Raw genomic sequence first — 21263 nt, 5'->3', positions numbered from 1 at the left:
CAGCGGGAAGAGGCACCCGAAAGGCCCTCGGAAGCCCCCGCGATGGCGGGCTTCCGGGGCCGTTCGGCAGGTGAGCGGATCAGGCGCCGAGGAACTCGGCGAACTCCTTCTCGAGAGCTGACTTGGGCTTGGCGCCGATGGACTGCTTGGCCACCTCGCCGTTGTTGAAGACGTACACGGCCGGGATGGACGTGATGCCGTACTTGGCGGCGATGGCCTGGTTGTCGTCGACGTTGACCTTCACGACCTTCACGGAGTCGTGCTCCTCGGCGATCGAGTCCAGGACCGGGCCGACCATGCGGCAGGGGCCGCACCATTCGGCCCAGAAATCGACGATGACGGGCTTGTCGGACTGGAGGACCTCGGCCTCGAAGTCGGACTCGTTGACGGCTGCTGCGTTGCTCATGGTGTGCTCCTTCTCTGGGGTGGGAGGGTCTGTGGGAGGGCCTGGGATCAGCCGGCGCGGGCGTCCAGGTAGTGCCCGGCGTCGATCGCCGCGGCGCAGCCGGAGCCGGCGGCCGTGATGGCCTGCTTGTAGGTGGGATCCAGGACGTCGCCGGCGGCGAAGACGCCCGGCAGCGAGGTCCGGGACGAGCGGCCGTCGACCTGGACGGTGCCGTCGGGATCGATCGCGAGCTGGTCTGCGAACAGGCCGGTGCGGGGATCGGCGCCGATCGCCACGAACAGGCCGGTCACCGGAAGCGCGGATGGCTCCTGCGTGACGGTGTCTCGCAGGGTCAGCTCCTCGACCTTGGACTCGCCCGAGATGCCGATGACCTCCTTGTTCCAGAGGATCTCGATCTTGGGGTCCTCGAAGGCGCGCTGCTGCATGATCTCGGAAGCGCGGAACTCGTCGCGGCGGTGGATGATCGTGACCTTGGAGGCGAACTTGGTCAGGAACGTGGCCTCTTCGATCGCGGAGTCTCCGCCGCCCACCACGGCGATGTTCTGCTCGCGGAAGAAGAAGCCGTCGCAGGTCGCGCACCAGGAGACGCCGTGGCCGGACAGCCGCTTCTCGTCCTCCAGGCCGAGCTCGCGGTAGGCGGAGCCGGTGGCCAGGATGACGGCCTTGGCCCGCAGGACCTCGCCGCCCTCGACCGTGATCTCCTTGATGTCGCCCTCGAGCTTCAGCGACAGAGCGTCCTCGTAGCGGACGTCGGCGCCGAAGCGCTCGGCCTGGGCCTGCATGGTGCCCATGAGCTCGGGGCCCATTATGCCGTCCTGGAATCCTGGGAAGTTCTCGACCTCGGTGGTGTTCATGAGCTCGCCGCCGGCGGTGACCGAGCCGGCGAGCACGATGGGCTTGAGGTTCGCGCGCGCTGCGTAGATGGCGGCGGTGTAGCCCGCCGGCCCCGAGCCCACGATGACGACGTCGTGCACCGTGGCGCTCGGATCGGCAGCCACGGACTGAGCCGCGGACGTCTCCGGGGTGCTCGAGGAGAGGTCGAGGCTGATCGCGGGGCTGAAGTCTGGGCTCACGTTCGCGGTCCTTCTTCCTTCGTGTGCGGTGCTTGCGGTCCGACGGCTGCCGGACGGACCGGGTGCGGATCGTGCGCGTGTGACAGGCGCTGCGATCCGTCGTCTGCCCGAATAACCAGGGGACAGCAGGAACTATTCCGGCAACCGCGGCAACTTGACTTGACGATGTGTCAGCAAGCTGGGCTGAGCTGCGAGCTCAGGAGACCTCGATCTCGGCGATGCGCAGACCGTAGGGGTAGTCGGCGATCGGCTCCTCGAGCGACGGCAGCTCGGTCCACTGGACGATCAGGTAGGGGTGATCGTCCTGCGCGGCCTCGTCGGAGAGCTCCACCGTGGTCTCCGGGCCGTCGAAGGAGCCCTCGCCGATCTCCACTGCGCCGTCGAGCGACGGGCTGTCCGCGGCGTAGACCGTGAAGGAGCCGCCCGTGCCGCTGGTCTGCTGGATCGTGAGCTCGTGCATGGGGGTGGACTCCTCGAAGCGCACCGCCAGGGCCACGGAGGACACGAGCTGGCCGTAGTCCGCGGCGGAGAAGCCGTAGCTGACCCAGGAGGTCTCGGGATCGCCGTCGATGGCCTGGTTCAGGGTGGCGTCCTGATCGGCCATCAGAGTGGGGTCGTCCGGGACCAGGCGCGTGACGGTGGTGGGAGCGGGGACCGCCTGCTCCGTGGGCGAGGCCGACGCGGAGGGCTCCTCCTCCGGGCCGAAGACCTTCCCGGAGTCGAAGACATTGCCGAGTCCGCCGAACACGATGCCCGCGCCCACGAGGATGAGCAGCAGGAGCAGCGCGAAGATCAGCGCGAGCCGTCCCTTGCCCCCGGAGCGGCCGGAGCGCGAGGAGCTCGAGCCGCGCGCGGCGGACGAGCCGCCGCTGGACGACGAAGCTGCGGCTCCCGCACCCGTCCCGGCAGCCGCAGCGCCCGAGCGCGAGGAGGCCCCGGAGCGCCGCGAGGACCTGGGCTCCTCGGACTTGGGCCGCGACGCGCCGGCGGGGGCGCTCTGGTAGTCGTACTCGTAGGAGTCGAAGCGGTTGTCGCCGTCGTAGCTGGGGTCGATCGACCCGTTGGCCGACTGCGTGCGCTGCTGCGGCTCCGTGCCGCGGCCCGCGGCGGCGCGGTCGAACAGCGTGGCGCGGGTCGAGGCCTCGGAGGCGCGCCGGGGGCGGCCCAGGCGCTTCTCGACCTTGGGCGCGGCCGGGGCCGTCTCGATGTCGTCCTGATCGTCCCAGCGCCCGAAGTCCTGCTCGGCGGTGTCCTCGTACTCGGGGGCATCCGGCTCGCCGTCGTCGAGGACGTAGGCGCCGGCCGAGCTCGAGGAGCGGGGGCGGCCGAAGATGTCGTCGGAGAGGGTGTCGTCGTCCACGGTGCCCGGCTCGGCCAGCAGCTCCTCGAGCAGCACCGCGGGAGCGGCGAACGAGGTCACCAGGTACGGCGTGGCTCCGGACTGGCCGAGGTCCAGGATGTGCAGATCGGCATCCACGGCGCCGATGGCCATGGTGCGCGCGTTCTCGACCACGCGGGCCGTGTGCGCCTCCGACGGCACGAGGATGGTGACCTCGCGGCCGAGGATCTGGTCCTTGCCGCCGAGCACGTGATCGCCGTCGGAAGTGGTCTGCACCTCGTCGAGGACGATGTAGCGACCACCCAGGACGGTGCCGAGGCTGATGGGCTGGGCCACGAGGTCTCCTGTGGATCTGCGGGTCCGCCGCAGTCAGCGGCAGAACGGGGTAGGGAGCGGCGGGTCAGTCGCAGTGTACTCGGGGGTCCATGCGAGCCGATGAGGACCTCAGCGGCGCAGGCGCGCCGTGAGGGGGGCCATCAGCTCGGGCAGCTCCTTGAGCTTGAAGACCTTGAGCATGAACAGGTAGATCACGGCGCTGACGAGACCGCCGATGGCGAGGGTGCCGATGGCGCTGAGCTGCGAGGACCACGGCCAGCCCTCGGGGTCCCAGCCGCCCATGGCGTACAGGACGACGGTCGCCGCGACGGCGGTGACGAGAGCAGCGGCGATCGCGCGGATGTGGGTGTCGATGACCTCGACGGTGCGGTAGTCGCCGATCGTGCGCACCGCGATCACGTGGTACAGCAGCGTCATCAGGATGTTCTGCCCGGCGTAGCAGGCGGCCACGGCGAAGACGACCAGGTGCGGAGGCATGGTCTGGCTGATGATCACCGCGGCCGCGACCGTGAGGATCGAGACAGCCAGCTGGACCATGAACGGGGTGCGCGCGTCCTCGCGGGAGTAGAAGAGGCGGCCGAGCATGAACGCCGTGGTCAAGAACGGGGCGCCGATCGCGATCACCGCGAAGACCTGCCCGATCACCGCACCGGACTCGGGGACGCCGCCGGAGAAGAGCATGCCCAGCGGGCCGGCGAACACGATCATGGCCATCGTGCAGAAGATCGTGGCGATGCCCGAGTAGCGCAGGGCCTGGGACAGCGAGGCCTTGAGGGTCTCGTCGTCGCCCTGGGCGGAGGCCGCTGCCATGGAGTTGAACAGGACCGTGGCGATCGACAGGCCGATGACGCCGTGGGGCAGCGAGTAGAGCATGGCCGCCTGGTCCAGCGACGCGCTGCCGGCGATGTGCTGCGGCGGGTCCATCTCCAGGTACTGCTCGCGGAAGCCCGTGGGGATCGAGGCGGTGCGGGTCAGCGCCAGGAAGGCGAGGTTGGCGACGACGCCCGTGGCAAGCGTCCACACGGAGAGCTTGGCCGCCTGGGAGAGCCCGATGCCGCGCCAGCCGAACTTGGGGCGCAGCCCGAGGCCCAGTCGCTGCAGGGGCCAGAACAGCACGACAGCCTGCAGTGCCACGCCCAGGGTCGTGACCCCGGCCAGCAGCAGGGTCTGGGCGCTGGTCCAGGACTCGAGGGAGTGCTCTGTCTCCGCGAAGCTGCCGAACTGCCGGATGAAGATCAGCAGGCCGGCGATCGCCACGATGTTGTTCACGACGGGCGCCCACATGTACCAGCCGAACGCGCCCTTGGCGTTGAGCACCTGGCCCACGACCGTGTAGACGCCGTAGAAGAAGATCTGCGGGAACGTGAACAGGGCGAACGTGACGCCCAGGGCCAGCTGCTGATCCGACCAGTCCTGGGTCATGACCCGGATGATCGGCACGGTGCAGGCCACCACGACCAGCGTGATCCCGGCCAGGGCGATCACGGCCAGGGTCAGCAGCCGGGAGATGTAGTCGGCGCCGTCGTCGGCGGAGGCCTTGGAGGCCTTGATCACCTGGGGCACCAGCACCGCGTTGAACACGCCGCCGGCCACGAGCACGTAGATGTAGTTCGGCAGGTTGTTCGCGATCTGGAAGATGTCCGCCACCGAGGTCAGCGAGCCGATCGCGACCGTGATGAGGATGGTCTTGACGAAGCCCAGGATCCGGGAGACGAGCGTGCCGGAGGCCATGATGGCGCTGGACATGGCGCCGGATCGAGCCACGTGGTCTCCTTCGAGGACGTCGGGCGCCGGGGGCGGCCCGTGCTGGGCCGGGCAGCCCGTGGTGAGGCGCCCGAAGCGGGGGTTCAGAGCTGGTGGATGATGAACTCGCGGGCGATGTCTGCGATGCGCCGCTCGTTCGGGAAGGACAGGCGGCGGCCGAGGTCGTCGATCTTGACCCACGCGACGTCCACGGCCTCGTGATCGGGATCGTTCTCGGTGGTCAGCTCGCCGCCCACCGCCTCCAGGAGGAAGTGGTGCACGGTCTTGTGCACGCGGTGCCCCGAGACGGAGAACCAGTAGTCGATGCTGCCCAGCGGAGAGATCACCCTCCCGGCGATCCCGGTCTCCTCCTCGATCTCTCGGACAGCGGCGACGCCGTCCGTCTCCTCGTTCTCCGGGTGGCCCTTGGGGAGGCACCACTCCAGGCGCCCTCCGCGGTTGATCCGGGCGATGATCGCCACCGGCAGATCAGGTGAGTCGAAGTCGACGACGATGCCGCCGGCCGAGACCTCTTCCACCGTGGGCAGCGCAGCGACGGGCCCGGAGGGCCGTCTCTTGGGTGCGCTGGGTACGGGGAAAGCCATGCGCTCAACACTAACGGCTGAGTCTGGGAACGGGCGGAGCCGCCGACGTCACCCGGCGGTCCGCGACGCGTCCCCGCAGGGCAGAGGCCGGGGGTCTGGAATGATGGGCGCGATGACCCAGCAGCTCGACACCTCCGCCGTCCCCTCCGTCGTCCTGGAGGCGGGCCGCCGCTTCGCCGATGCCGGCCACGACCTCTCCCTCGTGGGCGGCCCCGTGCGCGATCTCTTCCTGGGCCGGGTCGCCACGGACCTGGACTTCACCACGGATGCCACCCCCGATCAGACCCTGGCGGCGGTGCGCGGGTGGGCGGATGCCACGTGGGAGATCGGCCGCGACTTCGGCACGATCGGGATGCGTCGAGGGGATCAGCAGCTCGAGATCACCACGTACCGGGCGGAGGCCTACGACCCTTCCTCCCGCAAGCCGATCGTCGCCTTCGGGGACTCCCTCGCGGACGACCTGGTCCGGCGCGACTTCACGATCAACGCGATGGCGCTGCGGCTGCCGTCGATGGAGCTGGTGGATCCCCACGGAGGCGTGCGAGATCTGGCCGCCGGCGTGCTGCGCACTCCGGGCTCCCCGCACTCGTCGTTCGACGACGACCCCCTGCGCATGATGCGGGCAGCCCGCTTCGCCTCCCAGCTCGACCTGCAGGTCGCCCCGGAGGTCCTGGCGGCCATGACGGAGATGTCGCAGCGTCTGGAGATCGTCTCGGCGGAGCGCGTGAGGGAGGAGCTGATCAAGCTCCTGTGCGGCAGGGCCCCGCGCCGCGGGGTGGAGATCATGGTCGACACCGGCCTGGCCGACGTCGTGCTGCCGGAGGTGCCCGCGCTGAAGCTCGAGACCGACGAGGCCCACCATCACAAGGACGTCTACCAGCACTCGCTGACCGTGATGGAGCAGGCCGCGGAGCTGGAGACCGGCCCCGACGGCCCCGTGCCGAGCCCGGACCTGGTCCTGCGGCTGGCGGCGCTGCTGCACGACGTCGGCAAGCCAGCGACCCGGCGCTTCGGCCCGGACGGCGCGGTCACCTTCCGCCACCACGAGACGGTGGGGGCCAAGATCGTGAAGAAGCGCATGAAGGCGCTGCGCTTCGACAACGACACGATCGCCGCCGTCACCCGCCTGGTCGAGCTGCACATGCGCTTCTACGGCTACGGTGACGCCGAGTGGACCGATTCCGCGGTGCGCCGCTACGTGCGCGACGCCGGCCCCCAGCTCGAGCGCCTGCACCGCCTCACCCGTTCTGACGTCACGACCCGCAACCGCCGCAAGGCCGCGCGCCTGGCGCGGACGTACGACGAGCTCGAGCAGCGGATCGCGCAGCTGGCCGATCAGGAGGAGCTGGAGTCCATGCGCCCCGACCTCGACGGCGAGCAGATCATGGCGATCCTGGGCATCCCCCCGGGGCCGCAGGTGGGGAAGGCCTATAAGCACCTGCTCGAGCTGCGCCTGGACGAGGGCTCTCTGGGCGAGGAGGAGGCCGAGAAGCGGCTGAGGGCTTGGTGGGAGAGCCAGTGAGCGCACCCGCGCAGTCCGAGACAGGCCGGAGGGGCTGGCGGTCGCCGCGCGGCATGCGCTCCGGGCAGTGGCTGTGGCTGCTGCTCGGGCTCGGCACCTGGACCATGATCGTGGCCTGGCTGCTGCGCTTCTCGTGCCATCAGCTGGGGTGGAACGGGGCGCACACCCAGCAGCTCGTCTGCTACTCCGACATCGGCTACCTGTTCACGACCCGGGGGATGTCCGACGGGAGCTTCGCCTACCTGTCGCAGGATCCCTCCGCGCTGCTGGAGTACCCGCTTCTGCAGAGCCTGATCGCCACGGCGACGGGTCGTGCGGCCTACGGCCTGGGCGAGGGGCTGCCCGTGCCGACGGTGCAGAACATCTACTTCGATCTCAATGCCGCGCTGCTGCTGCTCGTGTGGCTCGCCGTCGTGGTGATGGTCGCGGCCATGGGCACTTCCACGGTCCACACCGCGGCGCTGGCCGTCTCCCCGGCGGTGGCCGCCACGGCCCTGATCAACTGGGATCTGTGGCCGGTGCTGACCTCGGTCGCCGCGCTTCTGGCCTTCCAGCGCCGCCGCTGGGCCGTCGGCGGCGTGCTGCTGGGACTGGGCACGGCTCTGAAGCTGTGGCCGTTCGTGATGCTCGGGGCGGTGATCGTGCTGGCGCTGCGCCGGCGCGAGCTGCGCCCGGCGGTCATGGCGGTCGTCTCGGCCGTCGTCGCATGGGTGGTCGTCAACGTGCCCTTCGCCCTGTGGGACCGCCAGCAGTGGAGCTGGTTCTGGAGCTTCTCGGGTGAGCGCGGTGCCGGGTTCTCGTCGATCTACCACGTGTGGAACGTCGTGTGGGCGCCGGAGCTGGGCGCGCAGCCGCTGGCGGCGGAGTCGCTCAACGTGATCGCCTACGGGGTGTTCGCCCTGTGCTGCGCGGGAGTCCTGGTGCTCGGGCTGAAAGCCAGGCGCGAGCCCACCCTCGCGGAGCTGTCCCTGCTGATCGTGGCCGCCTTCGTGCTGACCAACAAGGTCTACTCCCCGCAGTTCGTGCTCTGGCTCGTCCCGCTGGTGATCCTGGCCGCCCCCCGGCTGCGGGAGTACGCGGTGTGGCAGGTCATCGAGGTCGTGCACTGGATCGCGGTCTTCACCTGGCTGTACTCGATGGTCGCGGATCAGCCGAATGCGGAGGCGATGGGCCGCTTCTATGCCGCGGCCGTCGTGCTGCACATCCTGGCCGTGGTGTGGCTGTGCGCCCGGGTGGTCGTGCGCCTCCTGCGCGGCCTGCCGGCCTATGACCCGGACCGGATCGGCGGGAGCGCCGCCGAGACCGGGTCCTCCCCGGCTATCCTGAGCGCGGATCGCAGTGCCGGATCCTTCCCTGCGCGGCCGCTGATCATCGCCGGGGAACCAGACACCCGAGCAGGAGGGGCAGGACGCCATGGCTGACGGACGCCCCGGCAGGCGCGGGACCAACGGTCTCGTGCTCTTCGTGCTCGGCATCCTGGCCGTGCTGCTCTCCTTCCTGCTGCGGGTCCCGTGCCGCGTGCCGGAGTGGGATGTCCAAAACAGGTTCCCGGGTCTGTGCGCCGCCGAGCTGCAGCCCGGCGACCTGTCCGTGACGCCCGGCGGCATGCTCTCCGGGTTCTTCACGGGAGGCCCCACGGGCGATCAGCCGATCGTCGTGGGCATGTTCACCTCGATCCTCGGCTGGATGACCACCGGTCTCGCCGAGGCCTTCAGCGTCGAGATCACTCCGAACACGGTCCTGGACCTCACCGTCTTCCTCACGGCCCTCGTGTGGGTCGTGACGATCACCGCGGTGGCCTCGCTGTCCGGCAAGCAGCCCTCGGATCCCGTGGTCCTGGCCTTCGCGCCCACCGTCCTGCTGGTCGGCTTCACGTCCTGGGACCTGTGGGCCGTGATGTTCATGATGCTCGCGGTCGCCTCCTACATCCGGGGCTCGCCGGGAGTCGCCGGCGTGTGGGTCGGGCTCGGGGCCACGGTCAGCTTCCTGCCGCTGCTCGTGCTGATCGCCATCCTGTTCCTGGCCGCCCGCTACCGCTACCTGGGCGACTTCATCAGCGCGCTCGTGGTCTCGCTGATCGTCTTCGCCATGGTCAACGGGCCGTTCATGGTCCAGGAGTTCGACCGCTGGCGCGAGCGCATGGGCGAGACCGTGCGCTCGCCGGTCTCGGGCGACTCCGGCTGGAGCGTGTGGAACGCCCTGGGCGCACCGGCCACCGGACTGTCGATCGACTCAGCGAACCTGGACCAGATCTCCATGATCGCGATCCTGCTCGGGGTCGTGGCGGTGCTGCTGGTGACCGTGCTGGCCGGCAAGGAGCCGAGCATCGTCCAGGTGCTGCTCATGCTGCTGGCCGTCTTCCTGCTCTTCAGCCGGGACTGGTCGCTGCTGCAGTCCGTGTGGCTCGTCCCGCTGGTGATCCTGGCCAGGCGCAGCTGGCTCGAGTTCTTCCTGTGGCAGGCCGTGGAGATCGGCTACTGGGCCACCATGAACGCCCCGGCCGGGGCCTGGGAGACCCAGCCGCTGTTCGGCGACTGGGGCTGGTCGCCGCAGGCCCTGCTGGCCGCGGCGCGCTACCTGTTCCTGATCTGGTTCATCGTCATCGTCGCCGTGGACATGCAGCGAGGCCGCCGTGCGACCCAGATCGGTGTGGCCGCGAGGAACGCATGAGCCAAGAGGTCGGCGCCTCCGCAGAGGCAGAGCCCGAGCTCGATCAGGACGTCCAGGAGCTCAGTCCCGCCGAGCAGCGGCGCCGCCGACGCCTGCGCCGGTCGCTGTGGACCTGGCTGATCGTCGTGGTCCTGCTCATCAGTGCCGGCGGCACCGTCCTGAACTGGTTCATGGTGGATCGCGACCCGGAGGAGCCGGTCGAGGACTGGCTCGACGCCATGGTCGACGGACGCTCGCGCCAGGCCCTCGCCCTGTTCGGCGACTCGCGGGGCGGAACCGGCGCCGAGAGCATGCCGAATGCGGCATACAGGCAGGCCGAGGGACGGATCAGCTCCTGGGAGATCGTGGACGTCCAGCGCGACGGCGATCGGGCCCAGGTCACCGCCTCGGTGCGCTGGCCGGACGGGCAGGTCCCGGAGGGCGCCGAGCAGGGCGAGGAGCACACCTGGTCGGTGCACCAGGTCCGGCGCACCGGGCCCCTCAACGACAGCTGGGAGATGGACGGCGTGGATGCCAGCACGCTGACGGTGGCCGCTCCCGGGATCCGGGCCCTCTCGATCAACGGCGAGCGGATCGGATTGGACTCCGAAGATCGCACCGTGGCCGACGGCGCCGGGGGCAAGTGGCAGTGGGAGGCCCTGCCGGGGAGGTTCGCCGTGGATCTGCCCGAGGGAGACGACTACGTCCTGGCCGAGCCGATCGATCCGGCCGAGGTCCTGCTCGGCGATCCGCAGCCGCAGGAGGTCGTCGTGGAGCTGGAGCCCTCCCCGCAGCTGTGGGCCGAGGTGGACCAGGAGATCGTCCGCAGCGTCGAGAGCTGCATGGACTCGACCTCCGTGAGCCCCGACGCATGCCCCGCCTCGCGCCGCTGGGCGGAGGGAGGCGTGCCCCGCGCCGATGCCGCGGACAACGCGGAGATCGAGGTCCCCGAATCCGGTCTGAAGGCTCCCCAGGCAGGGGCCGAGATCTCCGAGGTCGAGTGGGAGCTGGTCTCGCGGCCGCCGCTGTGGCTGGTCGCCGAGGAGGACTCCGACTCGCAGCTCGACTGGGTCGCCGACGAGACGGCGCAGGCGGAGGCTCGGCTGTCCTACCTGGAGGACGGCAAGAGGGTCGAGGAGATCGTCAGCTTCCCCGTGCATGTGGACGTCACCTCCGACGGCAGGGACGCCGAGATCGACGTCGCGCTGCGCTGAGGGCCGCCTCCTGCGGGCGATGATCGCCGGTCTCATGCCGCAGCGGCCATGGACCGCGGATGTCCGGTGGTGTACAGTCGATCAGTCTGTGCGGACAGGGCCCCGTCGGGGCCGACTGCCACGGACTCGCATTGAACCTCCTGCTGCGGAGAGACCGCAGCCGTTCCAGCCCGAAGGAGGTGGGTTCTTTCCATGCGCGAATACGAGCTGATGGTCATCATCAACCCGGAGGTCGACGACCGCGCGGTCGAGCCGACCCTGAAGAAGTTCCTCGAGGTCGTCACCCGTGAGAACGGCACCGTCGACAACATCGACATCTGGGGTCGCCGCCGTCTCGCCTACGAGATCCAGAAGAAGTCCGAGGGCATCTACGCCGTCGTGCGCTTCCACGCCGAGCCCGCTACCTCACAGGAGCTCGACCGTGTGCTGAACCTCAACGAGGCGATCATGCGCACCAAGATCATCCGTCCCGAGGAGCAGCGGATCCACCCGCACCACGACGTCAACGGCGAGCCCGTCGCCGAGACCGCCGAGGCCTGAGCAGATCGGCGCCGGTGACGGCGCGAGCTGCATCGGGTGCGATCCCACCGACTCCGTCCTGAGCGGCGGAGGAGGATGGGGGAGCACCAGCCCCATCACCGCGAGTTCTCCGGAAGGAGAGTCCCATGGCCGGCGACACCATCATCACCATCATCGGCAATCTGACCGCTGAGCCCGAGCTGCGCTTCACGCCGTCGGGTGCGGCCGTCGCGAACTTCACGATCGCGTCGACCCCGCGCCAGTTCGACCGACAGTCCAACGAGTGGAAGGACGGCGAGACGCTGTTCATGCGCTGCTCGGTGTGGCGCGAGGCGGCGGAGAACGTCGCCGAGACGCTGCAGAAGGGCATGCGCGTCATCGCCCAGGGGCGGCTCAAGTCCCGGTCCTTCGACACGAAGGAAGGCGACCGCCGCACCGTGATGGAGCTCGACGTCGATGAGATCGGCCCGTCGCTGCGCTTCGCCTCGGCGAAGGTCAACCGCCAGTCCCGCGGAGGCGGGTCCGGCGGCGGCTTCAGCGGCGGCGGACAGCAGTCCGGCGGCTGGGACAATGGCGGCGGGGGCGGCTTCGGCGGCAACCGCGGCGGCCAGTCCTCCGGCGGCTACAACCAGGGCGGTCAGGGCGGTGGGCGCCAGCAGGCGGCCCCGCAGAACGATCCCTGGGGCCAGTCCGCCGGCGGCAGCTACGACTGGGGCACCGGACAGGACGACGAGCCGCCGTTCTGATCGGCGGCCCGAGCGCCTGAGCCCTCGCACCCACCCGGCGCAGAACCGGGAGACAGAACACATTTCCATCCCGCAGAGCACTGCGGGCTCCACGCTTCAGAAGGAGCACCACGATGGCGAAGCATGAGATTCGCAAGCCCAAGCCGAAGGCGAACCCGCTCAAGGCCGCAGGCGTCACCGAGATCGACTACAAGGACGTTGCGCTGCTGCGCAAGTTCATCTCCGACCGCGGCAAGATCCGCGCGCGTCGCGTGACCGGCGTCTCCGTCCAGGAGCAGCGCAAGATCGCCCAGGCCGTCAAGAACGCCCGTGAGGTCGCCCTGCTCCCCTACGCCGGCTCCGGCCGCTGATCGGAAAGGAACACACTCATGGCAAAGATCATCCTGACGCACGAGGTCTCCAACCTCGGTTCCGCCGGTGACGTGGTCGAGGTCAAGGACGGGTACGCCCGCAACTACCTCTTCCCCCGCGGCTTCGCGACCCAGTGGTCCAAGGGCGCCGAGCGCCAGATCGAGTCCATCAAGGCCGCTCGTGCGGCCCGTGAGCTCGCCTCGCTCGAGGACGCGCAGGCCCTGGCGGCCTCGCTGATCTCGGCCACCGTCACGGTCCCGGCCAAGGCCGGCGCCGAGGGCCGTCTGTTCGGCTCGATCAAGGCCGAGCAGGTCGCCGACGCCGTCAAGGCCGCCGGCCTGGGCGAGATCGACAAGCGCAAGGTCGAGATCCGCGAGCAGGTCCGCACCGTCGGCACCTACCAGGCCACCGTGCGCCTGCACGAGGACGTCAATGCGAACATCGAGTTCGAGGTCGTCCCCGCCTGATCCTTCGGGTGAGCCGTCCTGCACGGCACGCCTGACCGACGAGCCGTCGCCCCTTACGCGGGGCGGCGGCTCGTCGTCGTTGCCGGGCCTGTCGGGCGCCGGCGGGCGGCTCTGCCCCTGACAGGTCACCGTTCGGCGGATGACGACGACGGCCCTGCGCAGGGACGCAGGGCAGGCCCTGATGCGGTCCCTTGCGCGGTGATCTCGCATCTGTTCCCGGCCCTCGGGGCCCGGGCGCGGCGCGGATCTGCTGCGGGCGCATGACCCGTCCCCAGGACGGCCGACTCCGCTGACGTGGGGGAGGAGATCGCCGCGGATCTGCGCGAGCACGACGGCATCGAGTCCGTCCACACGTACAGCGACCCCGGCATGGCCGACCCTCTGAGCTCCGACGATGGCCGCACGGGCATGGTCGTGGCGCACATCGAAGGCTCCGAGGCCGAGCAGACCGAGATCTCGACCGAGCTCGTGGAGGATCTGACAGGGGAGCGCAGCGACGGCACCGAGGTCCCGGTGGGCGGCTCCGCGCCCATGATCGCCTCGAACAGCCAGCAGGTGATGAAGGACCTGGGGCTGGCCGAGGGCATCGCCGTGCCCATCACGCTGGTGCTCCTGCTGGTGGTCTTCGGCAGCGTGGTCTCTGCGGTGCTGCCCCTGGCGGTCGGGGCGTTCGCGGTGTTCGGCGCGTTCTTCTCGACCTGGATCATCGCCCAGCTCACCGACGTGTCGATCTTCTCGATCAACCCCATCACCGCGCTCGGGCTCGGACTGGCGATCGACTACTTCCTGCTGATCGTCAGCCGCTTCCGTGAGGAGCTCGGGCGCCGCGGGCTGGAACGCAGCTCGCCGTGACGGGCCGAAGGCGTCGAGGATGCCCTGCGGCGCACCCTGCAGACAGCCGGGAGGACGGTCCTGTTCACCGGCTCGGTGCTGCTGCCGATCAAGGCGCTGCTGATGAACGTGCTGGCCCTGTCGGCGGTGCTGGGCGTGGAGACGCTCGTGTTCCAGCACGGCTGGCTCTCCGGGTTCCTGGGCTTCGCGCAGGGCCCGCTGGACATGTCCATGCCCGTGCTGCTGTTCTGCATCGCCTCCGGGCTGTCGATGGACTACGAGCTGTTCCTGATCGGGCGCATGAAGGAGATGTGGGAGCAGACGGGCAGCAACCGCATGGCGGTCGTGGAGGGGCTCGCGCACACCGGGCGCATCACCACACTCGCGGCGCTGGTGCTCTCGGTGACGTTCGCGGCCTTCGGGACGAGCCAGGTGAGCTTCATGCAGCTGTTCGGCCTGGGCGCGGCGTTCGCGATCCTGCTCGATGCGACCCTGGTGCGCGGCGTCCTGGTGCCCGCGTTCATGCGGATCGCCGGGCGGGCCAACTGGTGGGCACCGGCCCCGCTGCGGTGGGTGCACGATCGGATCGGGCTGGCGGAGGCCCCCGTCAGTCGGTCCGCGCTCTCAGCGCGGGATGATCTCCGACTGATCCTGAGTCAGGGCCTGATCGAAGAACGCCAGCTCGTGGCGGCAGCCTGCCAGATAGGCCCGCTGTGCTGCCGCACGGCCTGATTCCGAGCTCTGTGCGAGCTCCCGCTCGACGCGCTCCAGGGCTGCAGCGGTTGCAGCCACGAAGTCGGGATCGCGGTAGGTCTCCAGCCATGCGGCATACGGGTGATCCGGCTCCACGGCCGGCAGACAGGCTCCGACCTGGGCGTAGAGCCAGAAGCAGGGGAGCACTGCAGCAGCGCCGACAGCTCGGTCCTGTCCCAGGGCGGCGGCCAGCAGGAAGTCCGTGTAGGCCGCGGTGACGGTGCTGGCGGGCTCGTCGGCGGCCTCCGGACGGGCGGCCATCCAGGTGCGGTGCAGCTGGGCCTCCTCCGTGAGGCAGCCGACCGAGGCCTGTGCCCACGCGAGCTGGTCCTGGGCGTGATCGCAGCGTGCGGACAGAGCCGCCAGGGCCCGGGCGTAGCCGGCCAGATACAGGGCGTCCTGGGCGAGGTAGAACGTGAACCGCGCGTCGTCGAGGGTTCCGTCCAGCAGGGCGCGCACGAATCTCGAGTCCTGAATCTCGGCTGCCGTCTGCGCGCCGGCATCCCACAGCGACTGCGTCCATGGACCGGCCGCTTCGACGGCGGGCTGGGGGGCGATGTTCGAGGTGGAGTTCATCAGGGGACATCCCTTCGCCAGTGCGAGCTGGAGCAGGTTCCACGGGTCTGATCTCAGCGCCGGCGGCGCACCCCGTGTCCGCAGCCCACTGTAGGCGGCAGGATCGGATGCCGATAGGGCGGCAGCCGGTTCCGCTGCGAGAGACGAGACCTGCTCATATGTCACATTCGACATATGAGCAGGTCAGGCGGCCTATGGGGCCTTCGAGAGCTCTGCGAGCCCGTCAGGAGCCGTCGTGGCCCTTGAGGAGGTTCGCGAAGTCCGTGACCGGACCCAGGTCCACACCGCTGCGACGCGGCGCCCGCGCGGGCTCGGTGGGCAGGAAGCCCTCCATCCCGGCGGACTCGGCCACCAGTGCTGTCGCCATCTCGGAGGCGGCTCGAGCGATCCGCGACTCCAGGCCTCCGGTGTCCCCGGAGCCGAAGTCATCGGTCGCGGCGAACACGCCCGTGGGCAGCACGACTGCCCGCGAGTAGGAGAACAGCGGGCGCAGCGCGTGGCCCAGGACCAGGCTGTGGCGCGGGCTGCCGGCCGTCGCGGCGATGAGCACCGGGAGGTCGATCAGCGCTTCGTCGTCGAGGACGTCGAAGAACATCTTGAACAGCCCCGAGTAGGAGGCCCGGAAGATCGGCGTGACCGCCACCAGCCCGTCGGTCTGGGCGACCAGGCGCTTGACGTCGTCGAGCTGCGGATCGGGCAGCCCGCCCGTGGTCATGGCCTGCGCCAGCGGCAGGGCCAGGTCCCGCAGCTCCACGTGGTGGACCTCCAGGGCCTCGCCCCGGGCGCCGACCCGGGACTCGACGGCCTGGGCGATCTGGTCCGCCAGCAGGCGGGTGGACGACGGCGAGGACAGCCCCGCCGAGACGACGACGAGCTGCCGGGTCATCGCTGCTCATCCTCCTTCTGCTCGTCCTGCGGCCGCGCGTTGATGACCTGGCGGTGCCTGGAGTCCGGGCCCTGGGCGCGCAGGGTCTCGTGGGTGGGTGGGTCTGAGGGCACGTGCGCCGGGCGACGTGCCTCGAAGCCCTCGCGCAGGCGCGGGACGATCTCCCGGCCGAGGATCTCGATCTGCTCCAGGACCATCTCCTCGGGCAGGCCGGCGTGATCCAGCAGGAACATCTGGCGCTGGTAGTCGCCCACCTGATCCGCGTAGCCCAGGTAGCGCTCCACGATCTGATCCGGGGTGCCGACCGTCAGCGGGGTCATCCGCGAGAAGTCCTCGAGCGACGGGCCGTGGCCGTAGACCGGCGCGTTGTCGAAGTACGGGCGGAAGACCCGCTTGGCCTCGGCCTCTGTCTCAGCGGCGAAGATCTGGCCGCCCAGGCCCACGATCGCCTGGTCGGCGGCGCCGTGGCCGTAGTGCTCGAAGCGCTGGCGGTAGAGGTTCACCATCGAGGCGGTGTGCTCGATGTTCCAGAAGATGTGGTTGTGGAAGAAGCCGTCGCCGTAATAGGCGGCCTGCTCCGCGATCTCCGGGGAGCGGATCGAGCCGTGCCACACGAAGGGCGGGGTGTCATCCAGCGGCCACGGGGTGGAGGTGTAGCTGTTGAGCGGGGTGCGGAACTTGCCCTGCCAGTTCACGACCTCCTCGCGCCACAGCTTGCGCAGCAGGTGGTAGTTCTCGATGGCCAGCGGGATGCCCTGGCGGATGTCCTTGCCGAACCAGGGGTAGACCGGACCGGTGTTGCCACGGCCCATGGTGAGATCCACACGACCGCCGGAGAGGTGCTGGAGGAAGGCGTAGTCCTCAGCGATCTTCACGGGGTCGTTCGTGGTGATCAGCGTGGTGGCCGTGGAGAAGCGCAGGCGCTCGGTCTGGGCGGCGATATAGGCCAGGTGCGTGGTGGGTGAGGAGGGCACGAACGGCGGGTTGTGGTGCTCGCCGGTCGCGAAGACGTCCAGTCCCACCTCTTCCGCCTTGAGGGCGTACTTGGTCATCGACCGGATGCGCTGGGCCTCGGACGGCGCCTTGCCGTTTGTGGGATCCGGGGTGACGTCGCCGATGGTGAAGATGCCGAACTGCATGGTGCTCGCTCCTTGGATGCGACTCGCGAGCCCGGGGTCTTCCGGCACTCGCGTGACGTTTCACGAAACAGTATGCGTCGATGTAGGTGACATGTCAACCAATAGGTTCGCCGTGCTCGAGGGACGGCGGGAACGACGAACGCGCTGTCGTCGTGATGCGCCAGGCCGTGTCAGCGCAGGGCGGCAACCGGCCTGCGCGGGTCAGTCGATCGGTGCGCAGTCCGGGCGGCGGATGTCGAGCTTGCGGGCGATCCGGGAGGTGATGCGGTCCAGGTCCTCGATGTCCTGTGCATCGAGGGCGTCGAAGAACGACCTGCGCACGGCGCCCAGGTGGCCCGGGGCGGCTGCGGCCAGGGCCTGGCGACCGGCTTCGGTGAGCTGCGCGAGCTGCGCCCGACCGTCGTCCGGGGCGGCCGAGCGGGCGATCAGGCCGCGCTTCTCCATCCGGGTGAGGTGATGGGACATGCGCGAGCGCTCCCAGTCCAGCAGCCCGGCGAGCTCGGTGATCCGGCAGGAGGAGCTCTCGCTGTCGTTGAGCATGACCAGGACGTCGTAGTCCTGAAGCGACAGGCCGGAATCGGACTGCAGCTGCGAGGACAGGGCGGCGGGGATGCGGCTGCTCACGGCGAGCCAGCGGCGCCAGACGGTCTCCTCGTGCGCGGACAGCCAGTCGACGCCGTCGCCGGAGCCGCCCGTGCCAGCTGCCGTCGAGGGGGAGCCCCCGGGCTCGTCGGCGTCTGAGGGGAGGCTGCGGGGGTCGGTGTCGGGTGCCGTCGTCATGCCCCCAGGATAGCGACAAACGTGACGCGTCATCAGTGAGTGGCTGCGGGTTGCCGCTCACTTTCACGTGAGCCGGCATCCAGCAGGTGATGGCACCATGTCCGCCATGTTCCCCAGTTCCCGCAGCGCCCGACGTCAGCCCGCCGCGGCCCGGTCAGGAGCGGGCCGCTCCTCCGCCGCGCCTGCCTCTGCGCAGCGGAAGCGCCGCAAGGGCAAGGCCGAGCCGCGGCTGCTGCCGATCGCCGTCATCCTGTGGGTCGTGGGGCTCGCGGCCTTCGTGGCGGGCTTCGGGCTGGGCAACACCGGTTCCGGCGTGGCCATGACCCTCACGTTCTTCGGGGGGCTGATCGTGGCCACGCTGGCGGAGGTGGGGGCGTTCCTCACTGCGCTGGCCAGCACGATCTCCTATCGGCGGCACAGGCCCTGGAATGTGATCGTGATGATCCTCTCGGTGCTGATCAGCCCGGCCACCCTGATGCTGCTGCTGCAGCTGGCCATGGGGTCCTGAGCTCGGTTGCCGAGCCGCGCGACGCACGACGACACAGCCCTGTGGGAATGCCCACGTCTCGTGTGGACACGGCCTGTGGAGAGTTGTGCACACGCCGTGGAGAAACCCTGGAATCACACTCTGACCTGGTGATTCATCCGTCGTTCACGAAGTCTGAGCCTGTGGATATCCACAGCTGGGCAGGGAGATCTGCACCGGTTGCGCACAGTCCTGCACGGCGCGCCCCACAGGGCATCCACAAGTTATCCACAATCAGTGGATAAAGCACCCGCATGTAATTTCAAGCGTTCCGGCCGAGCGGCTGATGACGTCGGCTCGGTGGGCCAGAATGGGCGGGCCGGGCGGCCGTCGTCGTCCTGGCTGCAGTCAGCGCTGGAAAGGCCCCGTCGTGTCCGAAGAGATCCGCACTCCCCCTTACGACAACGTCGCCGAGCAGTCCGTGCTCGGCGGCATGATGCTGTCCAAGGACGCCATCGCGGACGTCGTGGAGGTGCTGCGCGGCAACGACTTCTACAAGCCGGCGCACGAGTCCATCTACGAGGCCATCATGAGCCTCTACGGCAAGGGCGAACCCGCCGACGCCATCACCGTGGCCGACGAGCTGACCAAGCGCGGCGAGCTCGAGAGGACGGGCGGGCCGGCCTACCTGCACTCGCTGATCTCGTCGGTTCCCACCGCGGCCAATGCCGGGTTCTACGCCGAGATCGTCCAGGAGCGCGCCGTGCTGCGCCGCCTGGTCACCGCCGGCACCAAGATCGTCCAGCTCGGCTATTCGCAGGACGGCGAGGTTGAGGTCCTGGTCAACGAGGCCCAGTCCGAGATCATGACGGTGGCCGAGCGGCGCAATTCCGAGGATTACGTGGTCCTCAAGGACGTCGTGGAGTCCACCGTCCAGGAGATCGAGGACGCTGGCGGCCGCTCCGGCATGCAGGGCGTGCCCACCGGATTCGTCGAGTTCGACGAGCTGACCCACGGTCTGCAGGGCGGGCAGATGATCGTGATCGCGGCCAGGCCGGCCATGGGCAAGGCGCTCGCGCTGGACACCCCCATCCCCACGCCCACCGGGTGGACGACCATGGGAGAGGTCTCCGTGGGCGACCAGGTGCTCGCCGCAGATGGCGCACCCACCACGGTCACGGCCGCCACCGACGTGATGCTCGACCGGCCCTGCTACCGGGTCAGCTTCGACGACGGCAGCGAGATCATCGCCGATGAGGAGCACCAGTGGCTGACGCATACGCGGACTGCCGTGCTTGTCGGAGCCGGTGCGGCTGATGCGGGCTCGGCCAGCGTGGTGACCACGGGGCAGATCGCGGCCTCTTCGCAGCGCCACCTCGTGCGCATTCCGGATGACGCCCGACTCCCGCTGTGCCATGACGGCGGCATTGAGCCGGGAACCGAGCGGGCGATCGTCGCCGTGGAGTCGGTGGCCTCGGTCCCGGTCCGGTGCCTGCAGGTCGATCATCCGGAGCACTTGTTCCTGGCGGGACGGACGTTCATCCCCACGCACAACTCCACGTTCGCCATCGACATCGCTCGCTCTGCTGCTATCAAGCACAACATGACCACCGCGATCTTCTCGCTCGAGATGGCGCGCAACGAGATCGCCCTGAAGATCCTCTCGGCCGAAGCCACCCTCAACCTGCAGGACCTGCGCAAGGGCACGTTGCAGGACGAGCAGTGGGGCAAGATCGCCTCCACCATGGGCAAGCTGGACTCGGCGCCGCTGTTCATCGACGACTCCCCGAACATGTCGCTGATGGAGATCCGCGCCAAGTGCCGCCGCCTGAAGCAGAAGCACGACCTCAAGCTCGTGGTGCTGGACTACCTGCAGCTGATGAGCTCGGGCAAGAAAGTCGAGTCGCGCCAGCAGGAGGTCTCGGAGTTCTCGCGTGCGCTGAAGCTGCTGGCCAAGGAGCTCGACGTCCCCGTGATCGCGCTGTCGCAGCTGAACCGTGGTTCCGAGCAGCGCACGGACAAGCGGCCGATGGTCTCGGACCTTCGCGAATCGGGCTCGATCGAGCAGGATGCCGACATGGTGATCCTTCTGCACCGAGATGACGTCTACGACAAGGAGTCGCCGCGCGCAGGCGAGGCGGACGTGATCGTGGCCAAGCACCGTAACGGCCCCACCAAGACCATCGTGGTGGCTTTCCAGGGCCATTACTCCCGCTTCGCGAACATGGCGAACGAGGGGTTCTGACCCGGAGGCCGCCTCCTGGGAGCCCTTGACGTCATCCGTGGTCAGGGCCGACCTGTGTTCAGCCCGGATCCTCAGATCTTGCGGTCCGTGGCCTGCTGCGGCTCTCCGGTCCCTTCGAAGGCCTGAGTCATGTCCGCCAGGAAATCGAGCACCGCCTGCCTGGACTCCTCGGGAACCCGTCGGGCCGCCTCGAGCATCCGGTCATGGGGCTGTGTCATGACGTCTCGCAGCCGCTCGTGAGCCAGCGGCTGCGCGACCACGGTCACGGACCGGCCGTCGCGGGGATGGCGCATGCGCCGGAGGTGGCCCCTGTTGGTGAGGCGGTTGAGCAGCTTGGCGGTGGAGGCGGTGGAAATCCCCAGCTCGGCGGCCAGGGCGGAGGCGGTGAGGGGGTCGTCGGCGCGCTCGCCGGCGATGATCAGCTGCAGAGCCTTCAGGTCGGTGGGGTTCAGCTCCATCTCGGCGGTGGCTCGGTGATGCATGTGGCGACGGGCGCGCTGGAGGCGTCGCATGGCGCGCAGAAGCTCGCGCTCGGGGGCGGAGTCGTCGTACCAGTAGGAGTCGCTCGACGACCCCTGCTCTGGGGGCCGGGTCATGGGCGAAGGGTATCTGAATAG

The 21263-nt window shown here is 69.4% G+C and carries 22 protein-coding genes and 1 riboswitch; of the genes, 12 read left to right on the top strand and 10 right to left on the bottom strand.

The window, feature by feature from the left end; genetic code table 11:
* Positions 1–79: 79 nt before the first annotated feature.
* The 5 genes from trxA to FFS25_RS08865 form a co-directional block, all read right to left on the bottom strand.
* Complete coding sequence (gene trxA, locus FFS25_RS08885) at positions 80–406, bottom strand: thioredoxin (protein ID WP_006214374.1); 327 nt, start codon at positions 404–406, stop codon at positions 80–82.
* A 47-nt stretch (positions 407–453) separates the two neighbouring features.
* Entirely contained in the window at positions 454–1479 is a 1026-nt protein-coding gene (trxB, locus tag FFS25_RS08880; protein WP_137802635.1) for a thioredoxin-disulfide reductase, read from the bottom strand.
* A gap of 196 nt (positions 1480–1675) precedes the next feature.
* Positions 1676–3154 carry a hypothetical protein gene (locus FFS25_RS08875; protein WP_137802634.1) on the bottom strand — a complete coding sequence of 493 codons (1479 nt, stop codon included), beginning with the start codon at positions 3152–3154 and terminating at the stop codon, positions 1676–1678.
* 108 nt (positions 3155–3262) lie between these two features.
* Positions 3263–4918, bottom strand: coding sequence for a murein biosynthesis integral membrane protein MurJ (murJ, locus tag FFS25_RS08870; RefSeq protein WP_137802633.1), 1656 nt, complete (start codon positions 4916–4918; stop codon positions 3263–3265).
* 83 nt (positions 4919–5001) lie between these two features.
* Positions 5002–5502, bottom strand: coding sequence for an NUDIX hydrolase (locus tag FFS25_RS08865; RefSeq protein WP_024289504.1), 501 nt, complete (start codon positions 5500–5502; stop codon positions 5002–5004).
* Between the two features lie 112 nt (positions 5503–5614).
* Here FFS25_RS08865 and FFS25_RS08860 point away from each other — a divergent pair, with 112 nt between their 5' ends.
* The 10 genes from FFS25_RS08860 to FFS25_RS08815 all read left to right on the top strand — a co-directional run bounded on the left by FFS25_RS08860 (position 5615) and on the right by FFS25_RS08815 (position 14533).
* The gene (locus FFS25_RS08860) at positions 5615–7024 is read left to right on the top strand and encodes a CCA tRNA nucleotidyltransferase (RefSeq protein ID WP_137802632.1); all 1410 of its coding nucleotides are present in this window, start codon (positions 5615–5617) and stop codon (positions 7022–7024) included.
* 53 nt (positions 7025–7077) lie between these two features.
* Positions 7078–8445: a glycosyltransferase family 87 protein gene (locus FFS25_RS08855; RefSeq protein WP_137802631.1), complete on the top strand. Its 1368-nt coding sequence runs from the start codon at positions 7078–7080 to the stop codon at positions 8443–8445.
* Complete coding sequence (locus FFS25_RS08850; protein ID WP_249933838.1) at positions 8438–9694, top strand: glycosyltransferase 87 family protein; 1257 nt, start codon at positions 8438–8440, stop codon at positions 9692–9694. Before FFS25_RS08855 ends, FFS25_RS08850 begins: the two co-directional genes overlap by 8 nt.
* Complete coding sequence (locus FFS25_RS08845) at positions 9691–10887, top strand: hypothetical protein (protein WP_137802630.1); 1197 nt, start codon at positions 9691–9693, stop codon at positions 10885–10887. Before FFS25_RS08850 ends, FFS25_RS08845 begins: the two co-directional genes overlap by 4 nt.
* Positions 10888–11079: 192 nt before the next feature.
* Positions 11080–11427 carry a 30S ribosomal protein S6 gene (gene rpsF, locus FFS25_RS08840; protein WP_024289509.1) on the top strand — a complete coding sequence of 116 codons (348 nt, stop codon included), beginning with the start codon at positions 11080–11082 and terminating at the stop codon, positions 11425–11427.
* Between the two features lie 125 nt (positions 11428–11552).
* Positions 11553–12152 (top strand): single-stranded DNA-binding protein, encoded by a 600-nt coding sequence (locus FFS25_RS08835; protein WP_137802629.1) that lies wholly within the window; start codon positions 11553–11555, stop codon positions 12150–12152.
* 113 nt (positions 12153–12265) lie between these two features.
* A complete protein-coding gene (rpsR, locus tag FFS25_RS08830) occupies positions 12266–12502 on the top strand; it encodes a 30S ribosomal protein S18 (protein ID WP_006214361.1) in 237 nt (78 codons plus the stop codon).
* An 18-nt stretch (positions 12503–12520) separates the two neighbouring features.
* Positions 12521–12970, top strand: coding sequence for a 50S ribosomal protein L9 (gene rplI, locus FFS25_RS08825; protein WP_137802628.1), 450 nt, complete (start codon positions 12521–12523; stop codon positions 12968–12970).
* A gap of 294 nt (positions 12971–13264) precedes the next feature.
* On the top strand, positions 13265–13822 hold the full coding sequence (locus FFS25_RS08820; protein ID WP_137802627.1) for an MMPL family transporter: 558 nt from the start codon (positions 13265–13267) through the stop codon (positions 13820–13822).
* A 75-nt stretch (positions 13823–13897) separates the two neighbouring features.
* Positions 13898–14533, top strand: coding sequence for an MMPL family transporter (locus FFS25_RS08815; RefSeq protein ID WP_137802626.1), 636 nt, complete (start codon positions 13898–13900; stop codon positions 14531–14533).
* On the opposite strand, the gene FFS25_RS08810 is transcribed toward FFS25_RS08815, so the two are convergent.
* From FFS25_RS08810 to FFS25_RS08795, 4 genes are all read right to left on the bottom strand, one after another.
* Complete coding sequence (locus tag FFS25_RS08810) at positions 14426–15130, bottom strand: thiaminase II/PqqC family protein (protein ID WP_137802625.1); 705 nt, start codon at positions 15128–15130, stop codon at positions 14426–14428. The genes FFS25_RS08815 and FFS25_RS08810 overlap by 108 nt on opposite strands.
* A riboswitch (TPP riboswitch) is annotated at positions 15123–15215 on the bottom strand. It overlaps the preceding gene by 8 nt.
* A 138-nt stretch (positions 15216–15353) precedes the next feature.
* Positions 15354–16016: an FMN reductase gene (locus FFS25_RS08805; RefSeq protein ID WP_137802624.1), complete on the bottom strand. Its 663-nt coding sequence runs from the start codon at positions 16014–16016 to the stop codon at positions 15354–15356.
* Positions 16013–17155: an LLM class flavin-dependent oxidoreductase gene (locus tag FFS25_RS08800; RefSeq protein WP_137802623.1), complete on the bottom strand. Its 1143-nt coding sequence runs from the start codon at positions 17153–17155 to the stop codon at positions 16013–16015. The genes FFS25_RS08805 and FFS25_RS08800 overlap by 4 nt, the downstream gene beginning before the upstream one ends.
* Before the next feature lie 201 nt (positions 17156–17356).
* Positions 17357–17935 carry a MarR family winged helix-turn-helix transcriptional regulator gene (locus FFS25_RS08795; protein ID WP_137802622.1) on the bottom strand — a complete coding sequence of 193 codons (579 nt, stop codon included), beginning with the start codon at positions 17933–17935 and terminating at the stop codon, positions 17357–17359.
* Positions 17936–18041: 106 nt separating this feature from the next.
* On the opposite strand from FFS25_RS08795, the gene FFS25_RS08790 reads away from it, so the two are divergent.
* Both FFS25_RS08790 and dnaB read left to right on the top strand, forming a co-directional pair.
* On the top strand, positions 18042–18443 hold the full coding sequence (locus FFS25_RS08790; protein WP_137802621.1) for a YfhO family protein: 402 nt from the start codon (positions 18042–18044) through the stop codon (positions 18441–18443).
* Between the two features lie 388 nt (positions 18444–18831).
* The gene (gene dnaB, locus FFS25_RS08785) at positions 18832–20646 is read left to right on the top strand and encodes a replicative DNA helicase (RefSeq protein WP_137802620.1); all 1815 of its coding nucleotides are present in this window, start codon (positions 18832–18834) and stop codon (positions 20644–20646) included.
* 71 nt (positions 20647–20717) lie between these two features.
* Here the strand turns inward: dnaB and FFS25_RS08780 are convergent, their stop codons facing one another.
* A complete protein-coding gene (locus FFS25_RS08780) occupies positions 20718–21242 on the bottom strand; it encodes a MarR family winged helix-turn-helix transcriptional regulator (protein ID WP_137802619.1) in 525 nt (174 codons plus the stop codon).
* Between the last annotated feature and the right edge of the window lie 21 nt (positions 21243–21263).

This window comes from Kocuria sp. 2SI, from assembly GCF_005502825.1.
Lineage (GTDB): Bacteria > Actinomycetota > Actinomycetes > Actinomycetales > Micrococcaceae > Kocuria > Kocuria palustris.
The sequence above is the reverse complement of the archived record's forward strand: the minus strand, read 5'-3'. Positions and strand labels throughout refer to the sequence as shown.

Bases quoted from the DNA above. Each gene is read 5' to 3' on its own strand.
- trxA (WP_006214374.1), bottom strand. From the start codon at position 406: ATGAGCAACGCAGCAGCCGTCAACGAGTCCGACTTCGAGGCCGAGGTC.
- FFS25_RS08860 (WP_137802632.1), top strand. From the start codon at position 5,615: ATGACCCAGCAGCTCGACACCTCCGCCGTCCCCTCCGTCGTCCTGGAG.
- rplI (WP_137802628.1), top strand. From the start codon at position 12,521: ATGGCAAAGATCATCCTGACGCACGAGGTCTCCAACCTCGGTTCCGCC.
- FFS25_RS08790 (WP_137802621.1), top strand. From the start codon at position 18,042: ATGTTCCCCAGTTCCCGCAGCGCCCGACGTCAGCCCGCCGCGGCCCGG.
- FFS25_RS08865 (WP_024289504.1), bottom strand. From the start codon at position 5,502: ATGGCTTTCCCCGTACCCAGCGCACCCAAGAGACGGCCCTCCGGGCCC.
- FFS25_RS08835 (WP_137802629.1), top strand. From the start codon at position 11,553: ATGGCCGGCGACACCATCATCACCATCATCGGCAATCTGACCGCTGAG.
- rpsF (WP_024289509.1), top strand. From the start codon at position 11,080: ATGCGCGAATACGAGCTGATGGTCATCATCAACCCGGAGGTCGACGAC.
- FFS25_RS08810 (WP_137802625.1), bottom strand. From the start codon at position 15,130: ATGAACTCCACCTCGAACATCGCCCCCCAGCCCGCCGTCGAAGCGGCC.
- FFS25_RS08805 (WP_137802624.1), bottom strand. From the start codon at position 16,016: ATGACCCGGCAGCTCGTCGTCGTCTCGGCGGGGCTGTCCTCGCCGTCG.
- rpsR (WP_006214361.1), top strand. From the start codon at position 12,266: ATGGCGAAGCATGAGATTCGCAAGCCCAAGCCGAAGGCGAACCCGCTC.
- FFS25_RS08780 (WP_137802619.1), bottom strand. From the start codon at position 21,242: ATGACCCGGCCCCCAGAGCAGGGGTCGTCGAGCGACTCCTACTGGTAC.
- FFS25_RS08855 (WP_137802631.1), top strand. From the start codon at position 7,078: ATGCGCTCCGGGCAGTGGCTGTGGCTGCTGCTCGGGCTCGGCACCTGG.
- FFS25_RS08850 (WP_249933838.1), top strand. From the start codon at position 8,438: ATGGCTGACGGACGCCCCGGCAGGCGCGGGACCAACGGTCTCGTGCTC.
- FFS25_RS08800 (WP_137802623.1), bottom strand. From the start codon at position 17,155: ATGCAGTTCGGCATCTTCACCATCGGCGACGTCACCCCGGATCCCACA.
- FFS25_RS08795 (WP_137802622.1), bottom strand. From the start codon at position 17,935: ATGACGACGGCACCCGACACCGACCCCCGCAGCCTCCCCTCAGACGCC.
- FFS25_RS08845 (WP_137802630.1), top strand. From the start codon at position 9,691: ATGAGCCAAGAGGTCGGCGCCTCCGCAGAGGCAGAGCCCGAGCTCGAT.